General features: G+C 61.4%; 25 protein-coding genes. 14 read left to right on the plus strand and 11 right to left on the minus strand.

All coding sequences use genetic code 11. The features are described 5' to 3' along the window. The first annotated feature begins 7 nt into the window (after positions 1 to 7). Complete coding sequence (locus AADA15_RS04520; protein ID WP_341640353.1) at positions 8 to 397, plus strand: hypothetical protein; 390 nt, start codon at positions 8 to 10, stop codon at positions 395 to 397. 12 nt (positions 398 to 409) lie between these two features. Here AADA15_RS04520 and AADA15_RS04525 read toward each other — a convergent pair whose 3' ends face one another. From AADA15_RS04525 to AADA15_RS04540, 4 genes are all read right to left on the minus strand, one after another. Continuing rightward, positions 410 to 1,960: a Ppx/GppA family phosphatase gene (locus AADA15_RS04525; protein WP_341640354.1), complete on the minus strand. Its 1,551-nt coding sequence runs from the start codon at positions 1,958 to 1,960 to the stop codon at positions 410 to 412. Positions 1,961 to 2,012: 52 nt separating this feature from the next. Beyond that, the gene (locus tag AADA15_RS04530) at positions 2,013 to 2,723 is read right to left on the minus strand and encodes an HdaA/DnaA family protein (protein ID WP_341640355.1); all 711 of its coding nucleotides are present in this window, start codon (positions 2,721 to 2,723) and stop codon (positions 2,013 to 2,015) included. Between the two features lies 1 nt (position 2,724). Then, entirely contained in the window at positions 2,725 to 3,795 is a 1,071-nt protein-coding gene (locus AADA15_RS04535) for an AI-2E family transporter (protein ID WP_341640356.1), read from the minus strand. Positions 3,796 to 3,914: 119 nt separating this feature from the next. Then, on the minus strand, positions 3,915 to 5,279 hold the full coding sequence (locus AADA15_RS04540) for an FAD-dependent oxidoreductase (protein WP_341640357.1): 1,365 nt from the start codon (positions 5,277 to 5,279) through the stop codon (positions 3,915 to 3,917). 168 nt (positions 5,280 to 5,447) lie between these two features. On the opposite strand from AADA15_RS04540, the gene proS reads away from it, so the two are divergent. The 4 genes from proS to AADA15_RS04560 all read left to right on the plus strand — a co-directional run bounded on the left by proS (position 5,448) and on the right by AADA15_RS04560 (position 9,384). Then, positions 5,448 to 6,803 carry a proline--tRNA ligase gene (gene proS / locus AADA15_RS04545; RefSeq protein WP_341640358.1) on the plus strand — a complete coding sequence of 452 codons (1,356 nt, stop codon included), beginning with the start codon at positions 5,448 to 5,450 and terminating at the stop codon, positions 6,801 to 6,803. An 81-nt stretch (positions 6,804 to 6,884) separates the two neighbouring features. Continuing rightward, on the plus strand, positions 6,885 to 8,171 hold the full coding sequence (locus tag AADA15_RS04550) for a lipoprotein-releasing ABC transporter permease subunit (RefSeq protein ID WP_341640359.1): 1,287 nt from the start codon (positions 6,885 to 6,887) through the stop codon (positions 8,169 to 8,171). Then, entirely contained in the window at positions 8,164 to 8,874 is a 711-nt protein-coding gene (locus AADA15_RS04555; RefSeq protein WP_341640360.1) for an ABC transporter ATP-binding protein, read from the plus strand. Before AADA15_RS04550 ends, AADA15_RS04555 begins: the two co-directional genes overlap by 8 nt. A gap of 96 nt (positions 8,875 to 8,970) precedes the next feature. Next, on the plus strand, positions 8,971 to 9,384 hold the full coding sequence (locus tag AADA15_RS04560; protein WP_341640361.1) for a c-type cytochrome: 414 nt from the start codon (positions 8,971 to 8,973) through the stop codon (positions 9,382 to 9,384). 102 nt (positions 9,385 to 9,486) lie between these two features. On the opposite strand, the gene AADA15_RS04565 is transcribed toward AADA15_RS04560, so the two are convergent. The 3 genes from AADA15_RS04565 to parE all read right to left on the minus strand — a co-directional run bounded on the left by AADA15_RS04565 (position 9,487) and on the right by parE (position 13,323). Further along, a complete protein-coding gene (locus AADA15_RS04565) occupies positions 9,487 to 10,167 on the minus strand; it encodes a hypothetical protein (protein WP_341640362.1) in 681 nt (226 codons plus the stop codon). A 41-nt stretch (positions 10,168 to 10,208) separates the two neighbouring features. After that, on the minus strand, positions 10,209 to 10,613 hold the full coding sequence (locus AADA15_RS04570) for a PaaI family thioesterase (protein WP_341640363.1): 405 nt from the start codon (positions 10,611 to 10,613) through the stop codon (positions 10,209 to 10,211). A gap of 751 nt (positions 10,614 to 11,364) precedes the next feature. Further along, complete coding sequence (gene parE / locus AADA15_RS04575) at positions 11,365 to 13,323, minus strand: DNA topoisomerase IV subunit B (protein WP_341640364.1); 1,959 nt, start codon at positions 13,321 to 13,323, stop codon at positions 11,365 to 11,367. 143 nt (positions 13,324 to 13,466) lie between these two features. Between parE and AADA15_RS04580 the strand changes: the two genes are divergently transcribed. After that, a complete protein-coding gene (locus AADA15_RS04580; RefSeq protein ID WP_341640365.1) occupies positions 13,467 to 14,882 on the plus strand; it encodes a pyridoxal phosphate-dependent decarboxylase family protein in 1,416 nt (471 codons plus the stop codon). A 75-nt stretch (positions 14,883 to 14,957) separates the two neighbouring features. Continuing rightward, complete coding sequence (locus AADA15_RS04585; protein WP_341640366.1) at positions 14,958 to 15,566, plus strand: carboxymuconolactone decarboxylase family protein; 609 nt, start codon at positions 14,958 to 14,960, stop codon at positions 15,564 to 15,566. Between the two features lie 24 nt (positions 15,567 to 15,590). Here the strand turns inward: AADA15_RS04585 and AADA15_RS04590 are convergent, their stop codons facing one another. Then, entirely contained in the window at positions 15,591 to 16,496 is a 906-nt protein-coding gene (locus AADA15_RS04590) for an alpha/beta fold hydrolase (protein ID WP_341640367.1), read from the minus strand. Positions 16,497 to 16,633: 137 nt separating this feature from the next. On the opposite strand from AADA15_RS04590, the gene ppk2 reads away from it, so the two are divergent. From ppk2 to AADA15_RS04605, 3 genes are all read left to right on the plus strand, one after another. After that, positions 16,634 to 17,563 carry a polyphosphate kinase 2 gene (gene ppk2, locus AADA15_RS04595; RefSeq protein WP_341640368.1) on the plus strand — a complete coding sequence of 310 codons (930 nt, stop codon included), beginning with the start codon at positions 16,634 to 16,636 and terminating at the stop codon, positions 17,561 to 17,563. A 113-nt stretch (positions 17,564 to 17,676) separates the two neighbouring features. After that, on the plus strand, positions 17,677 to 18,282 hold the full coding sequence (locus AADA15_RS04600) for a DUF1007 family protein (protein WP_341640369.1): 606 nt from the start codon (positions 17,677 to 17,679) through the stop codon (positions 18,280 to 18,282). 1 nt (position 18,283) lies between these two features. After that, complete coding sequence (locus tag AADA15_RS04605) at positions 18,284 to 19,246, plus strand: nickel/cobalt transporter (RefSeq protein ID WP_341640370.1); 963 nt, start codon at positions 18,284 to 18,286, stop codon at positions 19,244 to 19,246. A 52-nt stretch (positions 19,247 to 19,298) separates the two neighbouring features. Here AADA15_RS04605 and AADA15_RS04610 read toward each other — a convergent pair whose 3' ends face one another. Then, positions 19,299 to 20,588 carry an alpha/beta hydrolase family protein gene (locus tag AADA15_RS04610; RefSeq protein WP_341640371.1) on the minus strand — a complete coding sequence of 430 codons (1,290 nt, stop codon included), beginning with the start codon at positions 20,586 to 20,588 and terminating at the stop codon, positions 19,299 to 19,301. 204 nt (positions 20,589 to 20,792) lie between these two features. Here AADA15_RS04610 and AADA15_RS04615 point away from each other — a divergent pair, with 204 nt between their 5' ends. Further along, a complete protein-coding gene (locus AADA15_RS04615; protein ID WP_341640372.1) occupies positions 20,793 to 22,160 on the plus strand; it encodes an MATE family efflux transporter in 1,368 nt (455 codons plus the stop codon). Here the strand turns inward: AADA15_RS04615 and AADA15_RS04620 are convergent. Beyond that, positions 22,157 to 22,567, minus strand: a complete 411-nt coding sequence (locus AADA15_RS04620) for a hypothetical protein (RefSeq protein WP_341640373.1) — start codon at positions 22,565 to 22,567, stop codon at positions 22,157 to 22,159. The two genes, AADA15_RS04615 and AADA15_RS04620, sit on opposite strands and share 4 nt — an antisense overlap. A gap of 17 nt (positions 22,568 to 22,584) precedes the next feature. Next, positions 22,585 to 23,787, minus strand: coding sequence for a pyridoxal phosphate-dependent aminotransferase (locus tag AADA15_RS04625; RefSeq protein ID WP_341640374.1), 1,203 nt, complete (start codon positions 23,785 to 23,787; stop codon positions 22,585 to 22,587). A gap of 100 nt (positions 23,788 to 23,887) precedes the next feature. Between AADA15_RS04625 and AADA15_RS04630 the strand changes: the two genes are divergently transcribed. The 3 genes from AADA15_RS04630 to AADA15_RS04640 all read left to right on the plus strand — a co-directional run bounded on the left by AADA15_RS04630 (position 23,888) and on the right by AADA15_RS04640 (position 25,150). Continuing rightward, positions 23,888 to 24,286 carry a helix-turn-helix domain-containing protein gene (locus tag AADA15_RS04630; RefSeq protein ID WP_341640375.1) on the plus strand — a complete coding sequence of 133 codons (399 nt, stop codon included), beginning with the start codon at positions 23,888 to 23,890 and terminating at the stop codon, positions 24,284 to 24,286. Positions 24,287 to 24,301: 15 nt separating this feature from the next. Beyond that, positions 24,302 to 24,574 carry an FAD assembly factor SdhE gene (locus tag AADA15_RS04635; protein WP_341640376.1) on the plus strand — a complete coding sequence of 91 codons (273 nt, stop codon included), beginning with the start codon at positions 24,302 to 24,304 and terminating at the stop codon, positions 24,572 to 24,574. A 78-nt stretch (positions 24,575 to 24,652) separates the two neighbouring features. Then, complete coding sequence (locus AADA15_RS04640; RefSeq protein ID WP_192966192.1) at positions 24,653 to 25,150, plus strand: MarR family winged helix-turn-helix transcriptional regulator; 498 nt, start codon at positions 24,653 to 24,655, stop codon at positions 25,148 to 25,150. The last annotated feature ends 275 nt before the right edge of the window (positions 25,151 to 25,425 follow it).

Here is a 25,425-nt window from a genome sequence, read left to right on the forward strand (position 1 = left end):
TGGACCCATGAAACAGATTGCATGCATAACCGCCCTTTGCCTGACCTTCCTTGCCGCGCCCCTTTCGGCCGAAGAGGCAGAAGGCGGCGGCAAGGGGCTGATGGAAAAAGGCGCCGAGATGTTCTGGGAAGGGCTGCGCAAGGAAATGGGCCCCGCGCTGGAGGATCTGCAGGAGTTTGCCGAAACCTTTGCCAGTGAGGTTGGCCCGTCGATGCGCGAGTTCCTTGCCCAGATGGGCCCTGCCTTGGCCGAGATCGCCGCCGAGGTCGAGGACTGGAGCCGCTATGAGATGCCGGAAATCCTGCCCAATGGCGATATCATCATTCGCAGGAAACCCGACCCGGCCCCGGAAACGCCGGAAGATTCTGAACCAAAGCCGGGCGTGACGGATCTCTAGGCTCGGGCGGTCTTAGCCGATCACCTTGACCGTGCATTCGGCCTCCAGCGTGTCGCAGAGAGATCGCAGACGGGCCTCGGCGACTTCTCCGAACAACGGCTCCGCAGCGCGGGGCAGTTCCAACGTGAGGTGCTTCTTGCGCGGTTGCCAGCGCAGTGTGCCGATACTGTCAGTATCGCTCACCATTAGCATGGCGCCAAAACGCATGGCCTTGCCCAGAATCTCTGCCTCTTTCTGATCCTTTTCATCAAGGAGGTCATAGAGATACTCGAAAGCGGTGCCCTGGCGCTTATTGCGGTAACGGTGCAGCAGGGCAAGCCCCAGAAAGACGCGCTCGGAATGTTTCAGCCCGCCAAGGTTCGCACGGGTGGCATTGTCGAAACAAACCTCGGCGCGATAATCGGGATGCGCGCGCCAGCTGACATCATGCAGCAGGCAGGCCGCCTTGATGAGGCGTTTTTTTGTGTGCGGCCCGTTATTGAATAATGGGATCACAAAATCATACAGCGTCTTGCCAAAACCGGGGATGCGGGCATCCTTGGCCTCGGCAAAGCGGCTGGCCTCGATCAGCGGGTCGCGTTCGCGCAGGCGTTGTGGCATCTGTTCATAGAGCAGGCCTTCGCGGATCCCGTAGCTGGAGATGGCGATATCCTTGGGTTTGAACGTCTTGACCAGCCTGTTGAGCACGTCGATTGCATAGGGCACCAGCGAAATCCGTGCCGCAGAAATACCGGTTTCGGCGCGCAGCTCCTCAATGTCGCGTTTGTCTATGTATTTCAGCGTCGCGCGCACGTCCTTGGCGCTCATGCGGTATTCGTGCAGAACCTTCAGCGGATAGCCACGCCGCGCCATATCGATGCGGGCTATGGCGCGCCAGCTCCCCCCGACCAGAAACAGGCGGTCGTTCTGCCTGCCCATTTCGGCGTGCAGTTCGTCCATGACGGCGGCGATATGCGCCTTGCGTCCGCGCCTGCCGCCCTTGATGTCGCGCAATTTCAGCGGGCCGAGCGACGAACTCACACGTTTGCCCACCTCGCCGCCGTGAATCTCGGCCAGCTCCATCGAAGAGCCGCCAATGTCGCAGACCAGACCGTAGGAGCCCGGCCAGCCCAGAAGCACCCCTTGCGCCGACAGCCGCGCTTCTTCGCGCCCGTCAATCACCCAGATCTTGAGACCGGTTTCGCGCAGGACGTCGTCGCAGAAAGCAGGCCCGTCTTCGGCGTCGCGCACAGCCGCTGTTGCCACCACGGTCAGGGGGGGCAGGTCCATCCCTTCGGCGAGGCACTGGAACCGGCGTAGGGCGGCCAGGGCACGGGCGCGCCCTTCAGGATTCAGGCGGCCCGTCTCAGACAAGCCTGCGCCAAGGGCGCACATGATCTTTTCGTTATAGAAATAGGCGGGGCTGCGGGCCGCGCCGTCAAACACCACAAGCCGGACAGAGTTGGACCCGACATCCACGACGCCGACGCGGGACAGGGCGCGGGCATCAGGCGAGTCGAACAGAGGTCGGCCAAAGGGACCCCAGTCGGCGGCGGCCGGCTTCTCGGTCTCAAGTACGGTCATGGGCGCTCCGTATTGCGGCGTGTGGTCAGGATGAGGGACGGCAGGCCTTGGGTCAACAGTCCGGACCTGCATTGGTTTCCAGATGGTTGAGCAGGGGATCTTCGGACATCAGCCGCACGGCAAGAGGGCGCGACAGAGTGCGCTTTTCGGCCAGCGACAGCCTGTCCAGCTGCTCGACGATGCGGGCGGCGGCGGCAAATGAGCGGTCCATATGCGCCACAAGATAAGGGATTACATCGGGTTTGGGTGTGATCTGGCGGTCATTGAAGAGTTTCGCCAAGACCACGGCCAACAAAGCATCGTCCGGCGCCTGCAGCTCGGCGTGGGTGGCGGCCTGAACGCGACTTTGAAGGTCCGGCAGGGTCAGCCCCCAAAGATTCGGTGCGGCGCGCCCGGTCATCATCAGGGCAAAGCCATTGGCCAGCACCAGATTGTGCAGGTGAAACAGGGCCTCTTGCGCAAAGGCATCCTTGGCGATCAGGGGCACATCCTCGACCACAACGGGGCCGCTTGCCAGATCTGGCACCATGGCCTCACTCAGGTCACAGGCCTGCACGATGCGCGCGCCAGAGGCCGTGGCCCAGACATGCGCCAGGTGCGTCTTGCCCGATCCGGCAGGGCCGGTCAGCACCAGCTTCCCGCTGGGCCAGGCAAAGCCGGGGTCCAAGAGGGCGACTGCCATCGCATTGGATGGTGCGACAAAGAAATCATCGCGGCCCAGCGCGGTCTTGGCGGGCAGATCGAAACTCAGCTGTTGCGCCATGTTATTTCTGCGAATCCCGGTGGCTCAGTCCCTGGTAGAGACGGCTGTCCAGATACTGCTCTGTCAGGAAACGTGCAACCACGCCAAGGGCGGCCGCCACTGGGACAGCGACCAGCATGCCGACAAAGCCAAAGAGAGCGCCAAAAACCGACAGCGCCAGCAGGAGCCAGACCGGGTGCAAACCCACAGATCCGCCAACGAGCTTCGGTGTCAGGTAGTTGCCTTCGATCACCTGGCCGACGGCGAAGATACCCGCAACCAATGCGATCGACCACCACTCTCCCCAGAACTGGAACAGGGCCAGCCCGATGGCAAGGGCACCACCGATCAGTGCCCCCAGGTAGGGGATGAATGTGACAAGACCGGCGATGAAACCCACAGCCAGTCCAAAATTCAGCCCCACGACCATCAGCGCCACCGCGTAGTAGACGCCAAGGATCAGACAAACCGTGCCCATGCCGCGAATGAAGGAGGCCAGAACATTGTCGATCTCTCCGGCGAGCCTGCGGATGACCGGGGCATGATCCCGCGGCAAAAGCGCGTCGATGCGCTCAATCATACGGTCCCAGTCGAGCAAAAGATAGACGGCCACCACCGGTACGATCACGAAGAGAACCAGGATATTGACGACAGAAACAGCTGATCCAACGAGGGATTCAAACAGCTCGATTCCCTTGCCCTGCAGCGTGCCCGCGATTGATGCGATGGTCTGTTGCGCGCGGCTGCCTTCGGTAAAGATGGATGGAAAATGTGTTTGGGCAAAGCTGCGCAGATCGCGGAACGCCTCGGGCAGAACACGGATCAGATCGCTCAGCTGATAGAGCAGTGTCGGCACCACGACGAGCAGCACAAGCATGAAAGTCAGCATCGCGCCCACGGTGATGACAGCGGTGGCGGCTGTACGGCTGAGGCCCCAGTCTTCCAGTTTGTCGGCAATGGGGTCGATCAGATAGGCGATCGCCGCGCCCAGCACAAAGGGCAACAGCACATCGCCCAGCGCCCAGAGCACGATTGCAAAAACGACCGCGGCAACGCCCCAGTACTGAAACTGCTTCTTGGCTGGAAGTGCCATTTTCAAAGCGCCCCTGAATGACCTGTTCGCTGACCTCTTTAGTCATTGCCGATGCTGCGGGTGCATGCAACCGCCAATGGGCAGGTTTGCGAACATGCCAGTGGGATGGGCGCCTTTGGCTAGTGGATCCGAACGCCCTGGCGCTTCAATTCGGCCTGTACGGCGATGATGTCCACGCTGGCGAGCGGGCTGCCCGATTTGATCGACAGGGCTGCGGCAACGCCCGCACCCTGACCGGCAACGGCGCAGCAGGCCATGTTGCGGGTTGCGGCATGAGCGACCTTGTCGCCACCTATAGCCCGGCCCGTAACCAGCAGGTTCTCGACGCCCTTGGGCAGCATCGCTCGGTACGGGATCTGCATGTAGCGCCCGGTGGTCGGCAGAATCAGGATGCCGTAGCCGTCTATGAATTCGGGGTAGATGCCGATTGTATCCTCAAACCTGCCCTGGTTTCGGGTCTCGTCCTCGGTGATGTTGTGATGGGCGTCGATCTTGCGGGTGTCGCGTATGCCGATCGTCATTCCGAAATTGCGCAATCGTGCCCCCTCGCAGCCCGGCGTATAGGCCTTGAGCGCGTTGATCGCATGCATCGCCTGCTTGCGTCCTTCGATTTCAAAGCGTGTCATGCTGTCAGGGTCGGTGCCGTCGCAGCCCGCCAGGTGCACCAGATTCATATAGGTCATCTCGCCGCTGTCATGCACCGCGCCCCAGGTGCCGCCAATGGTGTTGAGATGCGCCGGGATCACCCCGTCGCGTAGGGCCTGGGCAAAGGGTTTGGCCAGGAAGGGAGAGAACATGTCGTCCTCCTTTCCGGAGGTTTCCACCTCCCACTCGCCCGTTGACCAGTCCTTGTAGGTTTGCGGATCGGCCTTCACCCCGTCCATGAACTTCTGCTTGTCGACGCCCGCGATGTGGAACATGACGCTGGCAGCCTGCATCTCCTCGACCGGTGTCTTGAGGGTGGGGGCGCCCATCATGTGAGCGATATCTGCATCGCCGCTTGCATCGATCACGCGTTTGGCGAGGATCGCCTCGCGCCCGGCCTTGGATTCGACGATCACGCCGGTGATCTTGTCTCCCTCACGAATGGGGGCCACGAACATGCGGTGCAGCATGGGGTGGATGCCTGCTTCTTCGACCAGCCGGTCCGCCACGAGTTTGAAGCCTTCGGCGTCCAGTTCATATGACAGGGATTGGCTTTCTGGAACGGCGGCGTCCATCGCCTTGGCGCGTTCCTCGAACTCCCAGCCGATACCGCCGGCCTCGACGGTCTGTTCGTGGCGATACCAGGCAAACCCCTCGACACCAACTGCGGTGATATTGCCGCCAAAACAGCCGAAGCGTTCCAACAGGGTGACCTCAACGCCGCAGCGCGCCGCCGCTAGTGCCGCAGCAAGGCCACCAGGCCCGGATCCAACCACAAGAACATCGGTGTGATGAACGACGGGGATTTCGCGGGCGGGTTCGGTGATTGTGTCGCGCATCGGTGCCTCCAACAAATTTGATCCACCATTTACAAAGTGAAATCGTTGTTCAAGGGATTTCACGCAAGAAATCGCGAAGGGCAAAGCCGCTCATTTTCAAAGCCCGATTGCCTGAGGCGCGGCGATGGCATAGACCCCATAAAAACCCTTCGAACGAATGAGAGCGACATGCGCCTGTCCCGTTACTTCCTGCCTGTTCTGAAAGAGACCCCCTCCGAGGCCCAGATCGTCAGCCACCGCTACATGCTGCGGGCCGGCATGATCAAACAGTCCGCCGCCGGGATCTATTCCTGGCTGCCGCTGGGCTTCAAGGTGCTGAAAAAGATCGAAGGCATCGTCCATGAGGAACAGATGCGTGCGGGCCATATCCCGGTCTTGATGCCCACCATGCAATCGGCGGACCTGTGGCGCGAATCCGGTCGTTATGATGCCTACGGCGAAGAGATGCTGCGCATCACAGATCGTCATGATCGCGACCTGTTGTTCACGCCCACCGCCGAAGAGCTGATCACCGATATCTTCCGCAGCCATGTCAGCAGCTACAAGGACATGCCGCTGACCATGTATCAGATTCAGTGGAAGTTCCGCGACGAGATCCGCCCGCGTTTCGGCGTGATGCGGGGGCGCGAATTCTACATGAAGGACGGCTACAACTTCGACCTGACCAAGGAAGACGCCCTGCACGCCTATAACCGCCATTTGGTCAGCTATTTGCGCACCTATGAGCGTATGGGTCTGCAGGCGATTCCGATGCGGGCCGATTCCGGCCCCATCGGCGGCGATGACACTCATGAATTCCTGGTGCTCGCCGACACCGGCGAAAGCGAGGTCTTCTATGACAGCGCGGTCACGGATATTCGCCTCGGCGAGCGGGACATCGACTACAACGATGTGGACCAGTGCCGCGCCGTGATGGAAGAATTCACCGCGCTTTACGCCCGCACCGACGAAACCCATGATACGGCTCTGTTCGATCAGATCCCGGCTGAGCGCCAGCGCAGCGCGCGCGGCATCGAAGTGGGTCAGATCTTCTATTTCGGCACCAAATACTCCGAGCCTATGGGCGCCACCGTTCAAGGCCCCGATGGCAAGACCATCCCCGTCCACATGGGAAGCCACGGCATTGGCGTCTCGCGTCTGGTGGGCGCAATCATTGAGGCGAGCCATGACGAGAACGGCATCATCTGGCCCGAGGGTGTGACGCCTTTCCACTGTGGGATCGTCAACCTCAAGCAGGGCGATGACGAGGCCGACGCGGCCTGCAACCAGATCTACGCAGCCCTGGTCGCCGCGGGCCTTGAGCCGCTTTACGACGACCGCAAGGAACGGGCCGGGGGCAAGTTCGCCACAATGGATCTCATCGGTTTGCCCTGGCGCATCACCGTCGGTCCGCGCGGGCTTAAAAACGGCGTCGTCGAAATCACCTGCCGCCGCACCGGCGACAGCGAGGAGCTCAGCCCCGAAGAGGCGGTGAAGAAGATCGCCAGGATCTACGAGCCGCACACCGCTGGGCGCGGTTTTTGATCTGCTGATCCTTTTGGTCTGCGCCATTTCGGCGTGGGCCGATTTCACTTCCTCACAATGGGCTATGCCTAGGATTTGCAGATGGATCGCACACCGCCGCCTTTCTCCCGGTTCGAATGGATGATCGCATGGCGTTACCTGCGTGCGCGCCGGGCCGAGGGCGGTGTCAGCGTGATGACATGGATCAGCCTGATCGGTATCACCCTTGCGGTTTTTGCCTTGATCGCCACTCTGGCCGTGCGCTCGGGCTTTCGTTCTGAATTCGTGGGGACAATCCTGGGCGCCAATGCCCATGTGACGCTTTACTCCTACGGTGAAGTGACCGAGGACGGGCGCCTTGACCGGAAGATCGAGGACTTCACCGACATGGCCGCCCGCGCAGGGCAGGTTCCCGGCGTGATCCGGGCCGCCCCTTTGATCAAGGGGCAGGTCATGGCCAACCTGCGCCAGCGCAATGCGGGTGTCGAGGTGTTCGGGATTTCCGCGGCAGACCTTCTGGCCATTCCCGGTGTCGCGCAGAGTGAGTCCTTCTCCGGCGATCTGGCCCGCTTTGAAGAGGGGGTCGCCATCGGATCGGGCGTGGCGCGCGAACTGGGAGTCGGTGTCGGTGACAAGATCAAGCTGATCTCCCCAAACGGCGTGAAAACCCCGTTTGGCACCAGCCCCCGCGTCAATGCCTATGAGGTGGTTTATATCTTCACTGCGGGCCGCTACGACATCGACCGCACGCGCCTCTACATGCCCTTTGAACAGGCACAGGCGTTTTTCAACCGCGAAGGTGCGGCGGATGAGATCGAAATCATGGTGACCGACCCCGAAGCCGTGGATCGCATGGTGGTGCCTTTGTTGCAGGCGGCGGGGCAGGGGATCGGCGTCTGGACCTGGCGCGATGCCTCGGGCGGGTTTCTGCGCGCGCTGGAGGTGGAGGACAATGTGATGTTCATCATCCTGTCCATCCTCGTCCTGATCGCCACCATGAACATCGTTTCGGGGCTTATCATGCTGGTCAAGAACAAGGGACGTGATATCGGCATCCTGCGCACGATCGGCCTCAGCGAAGGCTCTGTCATGCGAGTATTCTTTATCTGTGGCGCCTTTACAGGGGTTATCGGCACCGTCTGCGGTGTGATCCTGGGATGCCTTTTCGCGATCTATATCGACCCGATCTTCTCATTTGTGAATTTTGTCATGGGCGGCGGCGTCTGGGATCCATCGATCCGGGGCATCTATGCGCTGCCGGCCGAGTTGAACCTGCCGGATGTCCTGTCTGCCGTGGCCCTGTCGCTCGGGCTCTCATTCGTGGTCACTATTTTCCCGGCGCGGCGGGCCGCCCGCCTGAACCCGGTCGAGGCGCTGCGCTATGAGTGATGACAAGACGAAGACGCCTGCGGCGCTGGGACTGAAAGGTATTTCCAAGGCTTACAACCGGGGCGGCGCCTCGCAGGTGGACGTGCTGCGCGGCTTGGACCTGTCGCTGAACCCCGGCGAGGTGGTCGCCCTCGTGGCCCCCTCTGGCGCGGGGAAGTCGACCTTGCTGCACATAGCAGGGCTCCTGGATACGCCGGATGCAGGGATCGTGTCGATCGCGGGGCAAGAGGTCACAGGGCTTGGCGAAGGCAGCCGCACCCGCCTGCGTCGCCGGGACATCGGCTTTGTCTACCAGTTCCACCATCTTTTGCCGGAATTCACGGCAGCAGAAAACATCATCCTGCCGCAGCTCGCCAATGGGGCCAGCCAGAAGCAGGCGATGGCCCGCGCCAACGATCTGCTGTCCCTTGTCGGCCTGTCCGCACGCGCATCACACCGACCGGCAGAGCTGTCGGGCGGCGAGCAGCAGCGCGTTGCCTTTTGCCGGGCCCTTGCAAACCAGCCCAGTGTCCTGCTGGCGGATGAACCCACGGGCAATCTGGATCCGGGCACATCGGACCAGGTGTTCGAGGTCTTGATGACCCTTGTTCGCAGCTCAAACCTTGCGGCCCTGATCGCGACGCACAATCTTGAGCTTGCGGCCCGGATGGACCGGGTGCTGCGTCTTGAAAACGGCGTGGTGACCCAAGCAGATCCTGTCTGACCTTTGCGCATCCGGGCGGTTTACGCTGCCGTAAGAGCCAGATAGACTTGGCAAAAACATGCGATTGAACCGAGCTGACCGGCAGGAGCGAGCCCCATGAAAATGACCCGAACCCTCGTTGCGCTTCCACTCCTTGCTGGGCTGGCCGTTGCCTGCACCGAAGTGGTGAAGAGCATGCCCATGCCCGAGGAAGGGCAGGCGATCTTCAATCGCAATTGCGCACTCTGCCACGGAGAAAATGCCGATATCACCGCCCGGGAAACATCGCTCAAGGCGCCGGATCTGCGCCGTATCACCGCCCGCAACGGTGGTGAATTTCCGCGCGCCAAGGTGATGTCGCAGATCGACGGTTACGGGCGCGGCAAGGTCGGCGTCGAGAATATGCCCGAGTTCGGTACGCTTCTTGAAGGGGAGCTGATCCCGGTCGAGGTAAACGGAACCCTCACGCCCACCCCGCGCCCGCTGGCGGCCCTGATGACCTATCTCGAAAGCATCCAGCCCGAGGGATGATCATAGCGTGCCGCGTTTCATCAGAAACAGAGGTTTCAAAACGCCCGTTCGAGCCTATTGAGAGAGGCAGGGTGCCTTGAAGCCAGTTCAACGGATCACGTTCTAGCTGCAGATGCCGCGCAGGTCGGCGTCCTTCCAGGGCAGATAGACGTCGCTCTGGCGGCGCTTTGGCAGATCCGAGACCGGCATCACCTCTTTCAGCATCGCATGCAGCCGCTTGGTGCGCGCGCCCTGCGGCGCCAATGCGCGGCAGCAGACGTATTCCTCGACGATGGCGCCCTGCTGCTCGTAACCGTAGCTCAGGAAATCGGGGCTTTGGTCGAGTTCAAACAGGTAAGGATCCGGGTTGCCCGTATGCTCGGCGGCGGCCAGCAGCGGCGTATAGCCGGTGCGCGAGCGGTTCTGCCATTGCCAGACGTGGGTCACCTCATGGGCCAGCAGCATCGCCTCCACCAGGTAAAGGCGCTCAGGGTAGGCGGGCAGGTAATTCTCTGCGTACCAGTCGCTGATGAACAGGACCCGGTTGAAGACCGTCATCGCAGCCGGAGACGATGTGACGCGTCCTTCCTTCACGGGCGGCAGAATGCGTTCGCGGCAGGCCACGCGCGGGCGCGGTTTGCGATAAAAGGTGGTGGTCGGCACCGGCGCGCCATCCACGATGCGCACCTTCTCCATCTGCACGTCTTCCCCGTGAATATCCGACAGGAAGGCGCGCTCCTGCGGGGTCAACTCGCGCCCGCAGGAGGTCAGGATCAGGGCAATCAGGATGAGGCGCAGGATCATGGCATCACGCTAGCGCAGCAGGTGCGGGCTGCATAGCGGTGTTAGGCGGCATAGAAGCTTGCGGTGGCGGTGGCGACCAGCTTGCCGCTGTCCTCCTCGCTCATCTCGGCGCGGGCAAAGACCAGCGATTTCCCTGCCCGCACCACTGATGCACGGCACAGGATCGCGGTGCCCACACCGGGGCGCAGGAATTGCGTGTGCAGATCCGTTGTCGCCAGCGCCCGCACGCCGCCGTTATGGGCAAAGGCCGCCAGCACCATCGAGGTATCGGCCAGCGCCGCCAAAGCCTGCCCCGAGACGATCCCGCCCATGCGCGCAAGGTTCGGTGTCAGCGGCATGCGCAGGGTTGTTTCCTCTGGGCTGGCCTCGGTCACGGTCAGATCCAGCGCCTGCACCCAATCGGCAAAGCCTTCGGCCAGAACGGACTGCAAATCCTGTGGGGTCATGGGTCTCTCCCTGTTTTGATCGGGAGGTTAGCCGCAGGTAGAGGTAATGGAAACGGACAATTGAGACCTGTGCTGAAACGCCAACCCCAAGATGCACGGCCAGCAAGGTGGCCCCTTGGGACGTGAGGCGCAGCCGCACTGCCCGCGCCTGACCTTCCCGTCATGCCGGAGGCATGCTTTCAGCATGACGAAGGCGCATGAGCGCCCTCCCAAGGTCAGGCACGGGCCGAGTTTAGGCACTTGTTGGACGTTTTCTGGGTACTCATCCTCTGGAGCAGTATGCTCCGCTCAAGTCATGCAAATAGCTTTGATATCAGCAACACTCCGATGACAATAGCCATCGACAGGACAGAAGCTAGAATGATGATCCCAATCGCTGCGAGAGTGGCTTTTGCATATTGCCACCACCACTGAAAATAGGCGCGAACCCATCTCATCACCCTGTATTCCTTTCAGAGTTCAAGCTGACATAGTCGGTCCAAGTTATGGCCCACTTTAAACTTTTGGAGCGGGGCATTATCCCGAATGAACAATGGCTTTTCCTATGACGAATAGTAAGAACAAACTCGGAATTGAAATTGCACAAGCGAATATCATCAGTGGATCAAACGGTCGCCTGTGGCGTATGAACATGTATGCCAAAGGTGTAAGGCTAGGGTCCCTTCGCTTGGCTCTTGGGTGGAATAAAGCAAAGAACACAAGGTTCACGGCAAGGAGGGCAACGAGCACCTTTAGAAAGGAAACCACCGGTCTAGACGTCCAGCTCCTCCACGAACTTGGCGTTCTCCTGAATATACTGGAACCGCAGTTCGGGTTTCTTGCCCATCAGACGCTCCACCAGATCGCCGGTCTCACCCGGTTCGTCCTCGTCAATCGTGACCCGGATCAGCTTGCGGGTCTTGGGGTCCATGGTGGTCTCTTTCAGGTCTTTCGCATCCATTTCGCCCAGACCCTTGAAGCGGGAGACATCGATCTTGCCCTTGCCGCCCAGCCCTTTTTCCAGCCATTTGTCGCGCTCTGCCTCATCGAGGCAATAGACCCGGCGCGCGCCTTGGGTCAGGCGGAACAGGGGCGGGCAGGCGAGGTAGAGGTGCCCATTGTCGATCAGCGGGCGCATCTGGGTGAAGAAGAAGGTCATCAGAAGCGAGGCGATATGCGCGCCGTCCACATCCGCATCGGTCATGATGATGATCTTGTCATAGCGCAGATCATCCAGGTTGAATTTGGTCCCCAGGCCCACCCCCAGCGCCTCACACAGGTCGCTGATCTCCTGGTTTGATCCCAGCTTGTTCGAGGCCGCGCCCAGAACGTTCAGGATTTTCCCTTTGAGCGGTAGCAGCGCCTGATATTCGCGGTTGCGCGCGCCCTTGCCGGACCCACCGGCCGAGTCGCCCTCCACGATGAACAGCTCGGTGCCGCTGCGGTTTTTGGCGGTACAATCGGTCAGCTTGCCGGGCAGGCGCAGCTTCTTGGTGGCGGATTTGCGCTGGGTCTCTTTCTCCTGCTTGCGGCGCAGGCGTTCCTCGGCGCGCAGAACAAGGAAATCAAGGATGGCGCCGGCGGATTTGGTATCCGCCGCCAGCCAGTTGTCGAAATGATCGCGGACGGAGTTTTCGACCATTCGCGTGGCGGATTCGGTCGACAGGCGATCCTTGGTCTGCCCCACAAAGGCGGGATCGGCGATGAAGCAGGAGACCAGCGCGCAGCCCCCGGTCAGTAGGTCCTCGCGCGAGATCTGTGTGGCCTTCTTGTTGCCGACCAGCTCACCGTAGGCCTTGATGCCCTTCAGGATGGCGGCCCAGAAGCCCGCAACATGGGTGCCGCCCTCTGGCGTGGGGACGGTGTTACAGTAGCTCTGGATGAAACCGTCGCGAGCGGGGGTCCAGTTGATCGCCCATTCCACGTAACCCGGCTCGCCGAATTTCTCGCGGAACTCGACCTTGCCCGCAAAGGGCGCTTCGGCATAAGTGGTGGCTTTTCCCAGAACCTCGGTCAGGTAGTCGCGCAGACCGCCGGGGAAGTGGAAGGTGGCCTCCTGCGGGGTTTCGCCGTCGTTGATGGCCGATTTCCATCGGATCTCGACGCCCGAAAACAGGTAGGCCTTGGAGCGCACCAGCGTCATCAGCCGCTTGGGTTTGAAGCGGTGGGAGCCGAAGATCTGCTCATCCGCGTGGAAGGTGACGGAGGTGCCGCGCCGGTTGGGCGCGGCGCCGACCTTTTCCACCGGCCCCTGCGGGATGCCGCGCGAGAAACGCTGTTCGAACAGCTCCTTGTTCTTGGCGACCTGCACAACCATAGAATCTGACAGCGCGTTCACCACCGAAGAGCCGACCCCATGCAGACCGCCCGAGGTCTGATAGGCCTTGCCCGAAAACTTGCCGCCTGCGTGCAGGGTGCACAGAATGACCTCAAGCGCGGATTTGTCAGGGAACTTGGGGTGCGGGTCAATCGGGATGCCGCGCCCGTTGTCGCGCACGGTGACCGAGTAATCGGCGTGCAGCTCAACTTCGATGCGGTTGGCGTGGCCCGCGACCGCCTCGTCCATGGAGTTGTCGAGAATCTCGGCCACCATGTGATGCAGCGCGCGCTCATCCGTGCCGCCGATGTACATGCCGGGGCGCTGGCGGACAGGTTCCAGTCCCTCCAGCACCTCGATGGAGGAGGCGTCGTAGGTTTCGGCGTCAGGCGTGCTCAGAAGATCGTTGGCCATCTGTTTCGGGCTGCTCTTGGTTGCTTTTGGTTAAGGCGCATTATGGCAGGTGTCTGCCCTGCGGGGAAGAGGGGGAGCGGCCCTGTGGATAAGCGCGCTGCCATGTGTCATGAAGGCTGCAGAAGGCGAGGGGAGGCGTGGGTATGACGCAAGGGAATGATCTGGACCCAGAGGATTGGGCGGCTTTCCGGGCCGATGCGCACCGCATGCTGGAGGCGTCGCTCGATCAGCTCGAAAACGTGCGGGATCGCCCCTGGCGGCCGGTGCCGGATGACCTGCCGCAGCGATACCAGATCGGTCAAGGTGGTGATCTGGTCGGGCGGATCGAGCGGGACGTGCTTCCCCATCATGGCGGCAATATCCATCCGCGTTTCTGGGGCTGGGTGCAGGGTTCGGGGCTGGCCTCTGATCTGATCGCCGGCATGGCGGGCGCGGTGATCAACGCCAATGTGGGCGGGCGGGATCACGGTGCGGTCTATATGGAACGCGCGGTGATCGACTGGACCCGTGCAAGAATGGGAATGCCCGAAGGGGCAAGCGGCGTCTTGACCACCGGCAGTTCACAGGCGACGGTGATTGCCTTTCAGGCGGCGCGGGTGCGGACGCTGCCCGAGGTGCGAAAAACTGGGCAGGGGAGCGTGCAGCTTACGGCCTACGCGGGCATTGGCGTGCACAACGCGACCCGCAAGGCGCTGGAGCTGATCGGGGTCGGCGCCGACAATCTGCGCCAGGTTCCGCTGAAGGCCGGGCAGATGGACCCGGAGGCGCTGTCCCGGATGATCGCACAAGACCGGGCGGCGGGGGCCGTGCCTTTCCTTGTGGTGGGAACGGCGGGATCTGTTGATCTGGGTCTGTTTGATGATCTGGGCGTTTTGGCGGATCTGGCGGCAGAGCACGGGCTTTGGCTGCATGTGGATGGCGCCTTTGGCGCCTGGACGCGGATCACGGCAGAGCCCTGGCGGTCCCTCAGTGACGGGATCGGGCGAGCGGACAGTATCGCGCTCGATTTTCACAAGTGGATGTATGTGGGCTATGACTGCGGCGTTGCGCTGATTGCAGATGAGGCGGCCCATCGCGCCGCTTTTGCCGCGCGGCCCGCATACCTTGAAGGGGCCGAAAGCGGTCTGGCGGGGGGCGATCCTTGGTATTGCGATTACGGTATTGATCTGTCGCGGGGCAATCGTGCGCTCAAGGTCTGGTGCGCGCTGGAGGCCTACGGGGAGGGGGCCTTTGCCGCAGCGATCACGGGCAATTGCGCCCTTGCCCGCGTCATGGGGGAGGAGGTCGAGAGACATCCCAATATGGCCCTTGGCGCCGATGTGGTCTCAAATATCTGTGTTTTCACTGCGCGTGTAGACCTTCTGCCAGAGGAACAATCGCAGCTTAACAGCCGGATTGCACGACGGTTGCAGGAAACCGGCGAGGCGGTGTTTTCCACTACGCGGGTGGGGGCCGTGACGATGTTGCGGGCCGCCATAACCAACCATCGCACGCGACAGGAAGACATTGTTGCGGCCGTCGATGCGGTGGCCCGGATGGCTGCCCTGCCGTCAATTTGATCTGATCTGGAGCCGAAGGCTCTGGCGCTGGCGGGGATCCTGTTTAAGCTGCGTCGAAACCATGGGAGGACATGCATGGCCTGGATCGATACCGTTCCCTTTGCCGAAGCCACCGGCAAGCTCAAGAAGCTCTATGATCGCGTCACCGGTCCGGGGGGCAACGTGGACAACATCATGATGGTGCACAGCCTGCGCCCCCATTCGATGGAGGGGCACATGGCGATCTACAAGAACGTGCTGCATCACACCGGCAATACGGTGCCCAAGTGGTTCCTGGAGGTGCTGGGGGTCTGGGTCTCCTCCCTGAATGACTGCGCCTATTGTGTCGAGCATCATTTCGCGGGGCTGCAGCGTTTGCTGGGTGATGAGGCGCGCGGGCTTGAAATAAGAGCGGCCATCGAGGCGCGCGATCCCGACGCTGCGCCGCTCGATGCCGCGCAGAAGGTCGCGCTTGCCTATGCTCGCAAGCTGACACTGGCGCCTTCCAGTGTGGAGCAAGCCGATGTGCAGGCCCTGCGCAATGCCGGTTTCGATGACGGCGAGATCCTCGAGATCAACCAGGTCACGGCCTATTTCTCCTATGCCAACCGGACGGTTCTGGGGCTTGGCTGCTCGACTCATGGCGATATCCTGGGGCTTAGTCCGAACAACTCCGAGGATCCTGAGGATTGGGGGCACAGGTAAAGGCCCGCTGCCGGTGGGCGTTCTTCACACCGTTTGAGCCGTCCAACTCAAGATGACTTCGGCCAGTGCCTGCGGCTTTTGATGATGCAGCCAGTGATCGCATCCCTGGATCTCGGTGCGGGTCAGCTGCGGTGCAAACTCTTCCAGCCCTTCGGTTGCTTCCGGCAGAAGGGCCGTGTCATTGGCGCCCCAGACCAGCAGGTGCGGTTGTGGCACATGCAACCGGTCGAGCGGCAGGTCCGGCATCGGGATCGGCGCGCCCGGAGCCGCGATCTGCAGGGGCGATGCGCGATACCAGTTCACCATGCCGCGCAGCCGGCCCGGGCGGGACCATTCGGCCTGATAGCGGGCCAGCCGATCCCCCCTGAGCCAGCCAAGATCCATGTTTGCGGAAAACAGGGCGCGCAGGCCCGCGAACTCATCTGTCCTCAGGCCGACTTCGCTGTCCTCTTCGCGTAGTGCAAGAATATACTGAGAGGCCGCCGCCTGAGCGCCGCCTGACACCAGTGCGCGCTGAAACGGCACCGGATGCACCCCGTTCGCAATGATGAGCCGAGAGACAAGATCCGGGCGGAACATCGCCAGCCCATAGGCCACCGCCGCACCCCAGTCGTGGCCCAGTACGGTCATGGGCGCGCCGATCTCGGCTATCAGCGCACCCATGTCGGCCACCAGTTTCGAGGTTGCATAGGCGCCCACCTCGGGCGGTGCCCAGCTTTGGCCGTAGCCCCGCTGATCGGGGGCAATGCAATGGAAATGCTCACAGAGATGCTCTGCCAGTTCCTCCCAGGCGCCGCCATATTCGGGAAATCCGTGCAGCATCAGCAAGGGCGGCAGGGCGGGATCTCCCCAGCGTCTGACGAAGAAGGGCCTGTCGTTCAGCGTGGTAAAACCGGCCTGCATGATGCGTTCCTCCCTGCTTTGTGCCATGCTGTGGTGTCCCTTGGTCTCGTGCAAGCGGTTCGCCACGTCATGCGAAGCATCCGGATGCGCCTTGATGCAGGTCAGCGCGCGGCGGATCTTAAGCTGATAAGCTTCTGGGCAGTTCTGATCATCTGGAGTACCCCATGCCGACGCCCGCCCCCGAACCTCAATCCAACCTGAACGGACAGGACACCCCCGCCGCAAAGGCCGCGCCCAAAACGCCAGGTCCCGAAGAGATCCGCCGCGCCTTTGAAAGCGGGAAGTACCCCTATGCCCGAAAAATGGCCCGAAAGGCCTATGAAGAAGAGAAAGCCAAGCTGCAGGCCGAGCTTTTGAAAGTGCAGCATTGGGCGCTCGAGACAGGCGAGAAGTTCGTGATGTTGTTCGAGGGGCGCGACGCGGCGGGCAAGGGGGGCACGATCAAGCGCTTTACCGAGCACCTGAACCCAAGGCATGCGCGCGTGGTGGCTCTGAACAAACCCACCGATGAGGAACGCGGCCAGTGGTACTTTCAGCGCTATCTGCAGCACCTGCCCACCAGCGGGGAGATCGTCCTTTACGACCGCTCCTGGTACAACCGCGCCGGGGTCGAGCGGGTGATGGGCTTTTGCGAGCCGAACGAATATCTGGAATTCATGCGCCAGACACCGGATCTGGAGCAGATGCTGGTACGCTCAGGCATACGGCTTTACAAATACTGGTTCTCGGTGACGCAGGACGAGCAGTTGCGCCGTTTCAAATCCCGTGAGACGGACCCCCTGAAACAGTGGAAACTGTCACCCATCGACAAGGCGTCACTGGACAAATGGGACGATTACACCGAGGCCAAGGAGGCGATGTTCTTTTACACGGATACGGCGGACGCACCCTGGACCGTGGTCAAGTCCAACTGCAAGAAACGCGCGCGGCTCAACTGCATGCGGCATTTCCTTAGTACGCTCGACTATCCCGGCAAAAACTCCGAGATCGCGCAGGCCCCCGATCCCCTGATCATCGGACAGGCGCATCATGTGATCCACCGCTCGGATCATATCCTTGGCAAAGCCCTGCACCCGGATACGCGCCTGCGCTGACTCTTGCCGGTTGAATTTGACAGCTCCCTTTGCCGCTGTTGTCTTGCGCAGGGAGTGGGGCTACACCCTTTTGCATGATGAACCGCATCGCCTTTCTGGCAGGAGTTGCCTTGGTGACCAGCGCGCCTTCGGGTGTGCAGGCGCACCCCCATGTTTTTGTGGATACTGGTCTTGCGCTCAGCCTGGACTCGCAGGGTCAGCTCGAGGCGGTCGAGGTCACCTGGGCTTATGACGATTTTTATTCGCTCCTGGTATTCGAGGATCTGGGCCTTGATGGCGACATGGACGGGCGGCTGAACACGGCGGAGCTTGGGCTTCTGAAGGGCTTCGATCTCAACTGGGTGGTTGGCTTTGCTGGCGATACCTACCTGCAGCAAGGCGAGAAGCATCTTGCCTTGCAGGCACCAGAGCATGTCTCGACCGAGGTCGTGGATGGCCGCATCATCACCCGCCACCGGCGCAAACTGTCTGAACCGGTTTCAGCGGATGGTGTGGTGATCAAGGCCTATGATCCGACCTATTACACCGCCTATACCGTCAATCAGGGCGTGAGCGTGGGCACAGGCTGTGTGGTGGATATCATCCCGCCGGATCTGGATCGGGCCTACACGCTGGTGGAAGAGCTGCTTTATGCCATGCCCGCCGATCAGGCCGAAGAGGCCTATCCCGAGGTCGGCGCCGCCTTTGCCGATACGGTGCACGTGATCTGCGGGGGCTGAGATGCGGATCCTGACGGCGGTGCTTGCACTTTGTGTTGTTGCGGTGGCGATCTGGCTTTGGGGCTTTGGCGGTGCGCAGGATGTTGCGCGCTGGGCTGCCGAAGGCCAGCGTGAGGCGCAGAACACCCTGGCGCGCGGCCTCAGAGCCCTGAAATCCGGCCAGCCGGGCGCTTTGCTTTCGCTCCTGTCGTTGTGTTTCGCCTACGGTTTCTTTCACGCGGCCGGGCCGGGCCACGGCAAGCTGGTGATCGGCGGATATGGGATCGGCAGGCCGGTTGCACTGGCGCGTCTTGCGGGTTTGGCGGTGGCCTCTTCGCTGGCACAGGCCGCCTCGGCTGTGGTTCTGGTGGCCGGTGGCCTCGTGCTGCTGGACTGGAGCCGGCAGCGCATGACCAATGTCGCCGAAGAGGTGTTGGCGCCCCTGTCGTACGGTCTGATCGCCTGCCTGGGCCTTTATCTGGTCTGGCGCGGCGGGCGGCGGCTCGTCTCCTTGCGTAAGTCAGCCAGCACGCAAACCGGGCAGGCAGATCACTCAGGCTGCGACCACAGCCATTCGCATGACCACCATCACCATGATCACGATCACAACGAGGATGGCGCCTGTCCCACCTGTGGGCACCGCCATGGGCCGACGCTCGAAGAGGCCGCTCAGGTGCACGGGCTGCGCGATGCGCTGGCCATCATTGGCGCCGTTGCCATGCGTCCCTGCACCGGGGCTGTCTTCCTGCTCTTGGTGACCTGGCGGATGGATGTTCTGCCTGCCGGTATCGCCGGAGCCTTTGCCATGGGGCTGGGTACGGCAAGCGTGACGGTTGCTGTCGCCGTCGCTTCGGTCTTTTTGCGCGAAGGCGCATTGCAGAGGATGGAGGGGCGCGGCGCGCTCGCCCTTGCGGCGGGGCTTGAGCTGCTCGCAGGGGGCGTCATTGCCGCGCTGGCGCTGCAGATCATGCTGCGCGCGCTATGAGATGAACCCCGCTGCCGACTGACGCAAAAGCGGCGGCAGGGTTTTGCTGCGGCTATTCGCCTTTGCTCAGGGTCTCAAAGGTCAGTCCCTGCGCCGTGCGCGGTGCAAAGCCTTTCCAGTAGCTGTGAGCGGCCTGCTCCTTGCCAGCATCGTCCACATCGATGACGCCATCGGCTGCTCGCTCGACCAGCTCAAGATAGACAGCCTTTTCCGCATCGCCCTTGAGGTGCAGATCCATATAGGCCGTAGCGAAATGCTGGGTGATGTTGTTCATCCGGTTGGTGTCCCAAACCGCATCCGCGTAGTGTTCAAAGGGGATGAAATCGAGCGTATCCGATGGCTCCCAGCTCTCGATCGGGGCGGGCATCGGGGCGGCGGCATTGTGGTTGGCTGCTTCGAAGGTCAGGAGGTGCCGGTCGGTGTTGACCATGCCTTCAAAGATCTGGCGCATGGCCGGGTACTTCGACACATCGTCCACGCTGCCGGCCATCATCAGGACCGGTTTTTCAACGCCAGAAAGGCCTGCCGCATCCCAGAAACCGGTGTTCATGCCCCAGGGACCGATCGAGATCACCGCCTTGACCCGGTCGTCAATCAACGCGGCATGGCTTTCGCTCCCGGCCATGTTGCGCTTCAGCAGGCCCGCAGGCGTGCCCCAGCTGTATTCTGTGGAGGCTTCGGTCACTCCGGCGCCTGCAAAAATCAGCGCGCCATAACCGCCCATGGAATACCCGATCACCCCGGTTTGAGAGGTGTCTGTGATTTCGCCCAACGGGCCATCCAGCGCCTCCATCTGGTCGATCACGAACTTCTGGTCAATCGGGCGATTGAGCAGAGTCGAGCCAAAGGCGGCCTTGTCGGAATAGGTGCTGTCGGTATGGTCAATGGATACCGTGACGTAGCCCTTGGATGCGAGGTTCTCGCCCAGATGCGACAGCAGATAACGGTTGCCGGGATAGCCGTGCGAGATCACCACAAGGGGAAACCGCTCGCCGCTGGCCGGATCCGCGGCGCGGGCGGCGCGGCCATGCAGGGTCGTGGGGGTGGTGCCATCGCGCAGCACGGTCTCATAAGTGCCGCCCGCAGGCGTACCTGGTGCCGCCGGATACCAGACCTCGACTGTGATCGGGCGATCATAGAGCGGCTGGCTTTCGTCCGTGGTGTTCAGAATGTCGTTCTGGCCGGGGTTGACGAACTCCAGCGTCTGAACGCCGATGGGGTAGGTCCCAAATGCTGCCAGTTCCGGTGCGTCCGGGCGGATGCGGTCGATCCGGTTTTCGGCCACTGCCTGGCCTGCGGCCAGGGATGCGGCCAGGCCGACCATTGCAATCTGTTCGCGCATGAATGTTCTCCTATCGAATGAATGCCGCAACGGTAGCCGCTGTGCGTCGCATGTGTAGGGAATCTTGTGCGATTTTTTCGTGACACTGCGTCACGAGATGCCACGCCAGCAAACGCGGGCCCGGGAAAGGGGCGATCTGATTTTGAGACGTCGCCTATTGCCAGACCAGCCCGCCGGGCCTAAGGCGGATCCATGAAGACCGTGATGACATATCGTGAGCACGCCCGAGCCGTGGCTGTGCTGGGGCTGCCGCTGATCGGAGGGCATGTGGCCCAGTTTGCGATCAGCATGACAGACACCATCATGCTGGGCTGGTACGGGGCCGAGGAACTGGCAGCGGTCACACTGGCAAGTTCCTATTTCTTTGTCTTCTTCATGCTGGGCGCCGGTTTTGCCTTTGCGGTCATGCCGCTGGTGGCGGCCGCCGCCGGAGCAGGGGAGGAGCGTCAGATCCGCCGCTCGACCCGGATGGGATTGTGGCTGTCGCTGGCCTATGGCGTGGTCGCGCTGCCCGCCTTGTGGTATTCGGAGCCGATCCTGTTGATGCTGGGGCAAAAGTCCGAAGTCGCGGCGGACAGCGCCATCTACCTGCGCCTTGCGGGCTGGGGGATGTTTCCGGCCCTTCTGGTGATGGTGCTCAAATCTTACCTGGCGGCGCTGGAGCGTACGCAGGTGGTTCTCTGGGTGACGATCCTTGCCGCAGCCATGAACGCCGTCGTGAACTATGCGCTGATCTTCGGCAATCTGGGTGCGCCCGAGCTCGGGATCGAGGGCGCTGCGCTGGCTTCAGTCCTAACCCAGAGCCTGTCTCTTCTCGCAGTCCTGATTTATGCCCTGCGCGCGCTTGCCCAGCATGAGTTATTGCGAAACTTCCATCGCCCCGATTGGGAGATGCTGCGCGAGGTGTTCCGCCTTGGCCTGCCGATTGGCCTGACCAACCTCAGCGAGATCAGCCTGTTCACCGCCTCGGCCATGATGATGGGATGGCTGGGCACGGCGACGCTTGCGGCGCATGGGATTGCCATCACCCTCTCCGGCCTCACCTTCATGGTACATCTGGGGTTGTCCAATGCGGCGACGATCCGGGCTGGCAATGCCTATGGGCGCAAGGACAGGGGGCACCTGGAAAGTGGAGCCAGAGTTGTGATTGCGCTTTCACTGATTATGGCAGTGGCTACGATTGTGCTGTTCCTTGCTGCGCCGGGTCCGCTGATTTCCCTGTTCCTGGCGCCGGACGATCCCGAAAAACCCCAGATCCTGGTCATCGGCGCCGCGCTTTTGGCGGCGGCGGCCCTGTTCCAGCTGATGGACGGGATGCAGGTCGTGGCGCTGGGCCTGTTGCGCGGCGTTCAGGATACAGGCGTGCCCATGGTCATTGCTGCCCTCAGCTATTGGGCGGTGGGGATCCCGGCATCCTACCTCTTCGGCTTCACCTTTGGTTGGGGCGGCGCAGGGGTGTGGTACGGTCTTGCTTTGGGGCTGAGCTGTGCCGGTTTCTTCTTGCTGATGCGGTTTTGGCGGAGATCTGTTCGCAAGTTGACGCCTGCCGCCTCAAAAGGCTTCCGGCTCTAGACCTTGCGGTTCTTTGTCAGCCGGTCGGCCTTTTTGCGCACCAGCACGCTGCGCAGATCGTGCATGGCCATCAAAAGCGCATCTGTCACCTCATCGAGCTGCTCGTCCGTCGCGCGGGTTTGCACCCAGTGGGCGGTAAGGTTCATGTGATCCATTGCCCGGTGGATGTCGTCGATGTCGCGCCGGGCCAGGACCTTTGTGCGCTGGTCCATCCAGGCCTTGATCTCGGCCAGATCCCGAGAGGACAGTTCGCGGTCGCCATGGGCGCGGATCTCGCCGTTGCGTATGTTCACAACGGCGATCTGATCCATGTCGATCCGGCGCTGCCGGTTTTCCGTATCCACGCGAAAGACGAAGGCGCCGTTCTCGCGGACGCGAAAGTAGTATTCGGGCAGCGCGACCGACATGGGCAGAACTCTCCTGTTTAGCTTAGACCATCGCAGAACGCTTTGATGCGGCGACAGGCTTCGATCAGGGCGTCGTCCGAGGTGGCGTAGCTGATGCGGAAGTTCGGCGACAGGCCAAAGGCGGCACCAAAGACCACCGCGACATCCTGATCTTCCAGCAGTGCTGTGGCAAAGGCTTCGTCATCACTGATGACGGTACCCTTCTCCGTGGTCTTCCCGATGAGCCCCGCGATGGAGGGGTAGACGTAGAATGCGCCTTCGGGCGTGGGGCAGGTGATGCCGTCGATCTCGTTGAGGGCGGCCACCACCAGATCGCGGCGGCGTTTGAAGGCCACGTTGTTTTCGGCAATGAAATCCTGCGGACCGTTCAAGGCCTCCACCGCCGCCCACTGGCTGATCGAGCAGGGGTTGGAGGTGGACTGCGACTGCACCTTGCGCATTGCGGCAATCAGATGCTCAGGGCCTGCGGCGTAGCCAATGCGCCAGCCGGTCATGGCATAGGCCTTTGACACTCCGTTGCAGGTCAGCGTGCGCTCATAAAGGCCGGGTTCAACCTCGGCGGGGGTGCAGAACTCAAAGCCGTCAAACACGAGATGCTCGTACATGTCATCCGTCATCACCCAGACATGGGGATGACGCATCAACACATCGGTCAACGCCTTGAGTTCGGCGCGGCTGTAGCCTGCGCCGCTCGGGTTCGAGGGCGAGTTGAAGATGAACCATTTGGTCTTGGGCGTGATCGCGGCCTCAAGCTGCTCTGGCGTCAGTTTGAAGCTGTTCTCGAGCGTGGCCTCAACCGCGATCGGGGTGCCGCCCGCCAAGAGGACCATATCCGGGTAGCTGACCCAGTACGGCGCGGGGATAATGACCTCGTCTCCCGGGTTGAGGGTGGCCATCAGCGCATTGTACAGCGTCTGCTTGCCACCCGTTCCAACGGAAACCTGCTTGGGCGTGTAGGTCAGCCCATGATCGCGCTGCATCTTGGCGCAGACGGCTTCTTTCAGCTCGATGATCCCGTCCGGCGCGGTGTATTTCGTCTTGCCTGCGGCGATGGCCGCGACGGCGGCATCCTTGATGTTTTGGGGGGTGTCGAAGTCCGGCTCGCCCGCGCTGAGGCCGATCACATCGCGGCCCTGCGCCTTCAGTTCTGCCGCAAGCGTGCTGATCGCGATCGATGGTGACGGTTTTACGCGAGAAAGCGTTGCAGACAGGAAAGACATGGCAAAAGGGCCTCGGTTTGAATGTTGCTGAGAACTGTCATAGGGTGCGGCCAATTCGCGATCAAGCGGCAACACCCCAAACAACCAAGGGAGAGCCAAAATGGCCGAGGAAACAACAGACTGGTTCGGGCCCGATGCGGCTACCTTCGGCGACCGGGTCGCCGCCGCACGCGAGGCTGCAGGCATGAACCAGGCTCAGCTGGCTCGCCGTCTCGGGGTAAAGAAAAGCACGCTCATGGGCTGGGAGCAGGATATCTCAGAGCCGCGCGCCAACAAGCTTTCGATGATGGCGGGATTGCTGAACGTGTCGATGACCTGGTTGCTGACGGGCGAAGGTGAAGGCATGTCCGAACCTAACGAGATGGATCTGGACATCGGAGATTTTGCCTCTGTCCTGAGTGAGCTACGAGACCTGCGTGCCGACCTGCGTGCAAGTTCGGAGCGCGCCGCGCGGCTGGAGAAAAAGCTGCGTACACTCCTTCAAAACGCAGCCACCTGATGTGAAACGAATCTCATGAACGAACAGACAAACAGTGTTGAAACACGCGAGAACCGCCTGAAACGTCTTCGGATGCGATCCATGCGGCGGGGCATAAAGGAGATGGATATCCTGCTGTCAGCATTTGCGGACGCAAATCTGGCAAGCATGGATGAGGGACGCCTCGCCCTCTATGATCGTCTTTTGCATGAGAATGATCAGGATTTATATCAATGGGTTACGGGGCAGGTTCCGGCACCGGATCCGTTTGCCGAGCTAATCCACGACATCGCGCAAACCTATCAATAATCATAAAAATCCAGCTTAACCGATTTTTCGGGAATTGTCTGCATTCTGTGTCTCAGCAAATTCGAGTCGGAGATGCGAATGAGTATGGAAATGCCTATTGGCCAGCAGGACCGCAAAGGGTTCATGACTGGCTACCTTGAAGCCCTGGCCCTGGTGGAGCGACTGCACCGCCTGTTGCTGGACGTGATCAAGGATGAGTTCGAGCGCGTTGGCGTTCTGGAAATCAATGCTGTGCAGGCACTGCTTCTGTTCAACATCGGCGACAATGAAGTCACCGCTGGCGAACTGAAAACGCGCGGCTACTACCAGGGCAGCAACGTCAGCTACAACCTGAAAAAGCTGGTCGACATGGGGTACATGCACCACCAGCGCTGCGAGATCGACCGCCGGTCGGTACGCGTTCGCCTGACACCGCGAGGCCGGGAAATCCGGGATATCGTGGCCGGGCTGTTCTCTCGTCATGCCGAAGGCCTTGAAGGCAAGGGCGTGATCAGTGGGCAGGGGATCGAAGACATCACCACTGCGCTGAAACGCGTGGAACGGTACTGGTCTGACCAGATCCGCTATATCTACTGACAAGTTATCACAGGCCTGTACGGCAGAATGCCCGGCTGCAGCAAGAATTGCTGCAAGGTCTGCTCAAAAGCGTTTTGGATCGGAACGCCCACGAAAATAGAAGCCTTCCCTTCCGACTTGAAGAATTCAAGATCCAGGACTGCGTCGCGCGTGGACAACAAGACCGTGCAGACGTTCTGACACCGGCAAGAATGCCTCTCCCCGAAAAATCAACCTTGCAAGGGCCGCAGCATGGCTGACGCGCAGTCGGCCCATGGCCGGTCGCGTGCCTTTGC

The sequence above is a fragment of the Phycobacter sedimenti genome, assembly GCF_038148855.1.
In the GTDB taxonomy this organism is placed as follows: Bacteria; Pseudomonadota; Alphaproteobacteria; order Rhodobacterales; family Rhodobacteraceae; genus Phycobacter; species Phycobacter sedimenti.

Coding starts and splice junctions, on each gene's coding strand:
- AADA15_RS04540 (WP_341640357.1), bottom strand. CDS start 5,279: ATGCGCGACACAATCACCGAACCCGCCCGCGAAATCCCCGTCGTTCAT.
- AADA15_RS04555 (WP_341640360.1), top strand. CDS start 8,164: ATGAGTGATGACAAGACGAAGACGCCTGCGGCGCTGGGACTGAAAGGT.
- AADA15_RS04560 (WP_341640361.1), top strand. CDS start 8,971: ATGAAAATGACCCGAACCCTCGTTGCGCTTCCACTCCTTGCTGGGCTG.
- AADA15_RS04570 (WP_341640363.1), bottom strand. CDS start 10,613: ATGACCCCACAGGATTTGCAGTCCGTTCTGGCCGAAGGCTTTGCCGAT.
- AADA15_RS04535 (WP_341640356.1), bottom strand. CDS start 3,795: ATGGCACTTCCAGCCAAGAAGCAGTTTCAGTACTGGGGCGTTGCCGCG.
- AADA15_RS04610 (WP_341640371.1), bottom strand. CDS start 20,588: ATGCGCGAACAGATTGCAATGGTCGGCCTGGCCGCATCCCTGGCCGCA.
- AADA15_RS04590 (WP_341640367.1), bottom strand. CDS start 16,496: ATGGCACAAAGCAGGGAGGAACGCATCATGCAGGCCGGTTTTACCACG.
- AADA15_RS04585 (WP_341640366.1), top strand. CDS start 14,958: ATGGCCTGGATCGATACCGTTCCCTTTGCCGAAGCCACCGGCAAGCTC.
- AADA15_RS04530 (WP_341640355.1), bottom strand. CDS start 2,723: ATGGCGCAACAGCTGAGTTTCGATCTGCCCGCCAAGACCGCGCTGGGC.
- AADA15_RS04565 (WP_341640362.1), bottom strand. CDS start 10,167: ATGATCCTGCGCCTCATCCTGATTGCCCTGATCCTGACCTCCTGCGGG.
- AADA15_RS04640 (WP_192966192.1), top strand. CDS start 24,653: ATGAGTATGGAAATGCCTATTGGCCAGCAGGACCGCAAAGGGTTCATG.
- AADA15_RS04525 (WP_341640354.1), bottom strand. CDS start 1,960: ATGACCGTACTTGAGACCGAGAAGCCGGCCGCCGCCGACTGGGGTCCC.
- AADA15_RS04625 (WP_341640374.1), bottom strand. CDS start 23,787: ATGTCTTTCCTGTCTGCAACGCTTTCTCGCGTAAAACCGTCACCATCG.
- ppk2 (WP_341640368.1), top strand. CDS start 16,634: ATGCCGACGCCCGCCCCCGAACCTCAATCCAACCTGAACGGACAGGAC.
- AADA15_RS04550 (WP_341640359.1), top strand. CDS start 6,885: ATGGATCGCACACCGCCGCCTTTCTCCCGGTTCGAATGGATGATCGCA.
- AADA15_RS04630 (WP_341640375.1), top strand. CDS start 23,888: ATGGCCGAGGAAACAACAGACTGGTTCGGGCCCGATGCGGCTACCTTC.
- AADA15_RS04580 (WP_341640365.1), top strand. CDS start 13,467: ATGACGCAAGGGAATGATCTGGACCCAGAGGATTGGGCGGCTTTCCGG.
- AADA15_RS04635 (WP_341640376.1), top strand. CDS start 24,302: ATGAACGAACAGACAAACAGTGTTGAAACACGCGAGAACCGCCTGAAA.
- AADA15_RS04615 (WP_341640372.1), top strand. CDS start 20,793: ATGACATATCGTGAGCACGCCCGAGCCGTGGCTGTGCTGGGGCTGCCG.
- AADA15_RS04605 (WP_341640370.1), top strand. CDS start 18,284: ATGCGGATCCTGACGGCGGTGCTTGCACTTTGTGTTGTTGCGGTGGCG.
- AADA15_RS04520 (WP_341640353.1), top strand. CDS start 8: ATGAAACAGATTGCATGCATAACCGCCCTTTGCCTGACCTTCCTTGCC.
- parE (WP_341640364.1), bottom strand. CDS start 13,323: ATGGCCAACGATCTTCTGAGCACGCCTGACGCCGAAACCTACGACGCC.
- proS (WP_341640358.1), top strand. CDS start 5,448: ATGCGCCTGTCCCGTTACTTCCTGCCTGTTCTGAAAGAGACCCCCTCC.
- AADA15_RS04620 (WP_341640373.1), bottom strand. CDS start 22,567: ATGTCGGTCGCGCTGCCCGAATACTACTTTCGCGTCCGCGAGAACGGC.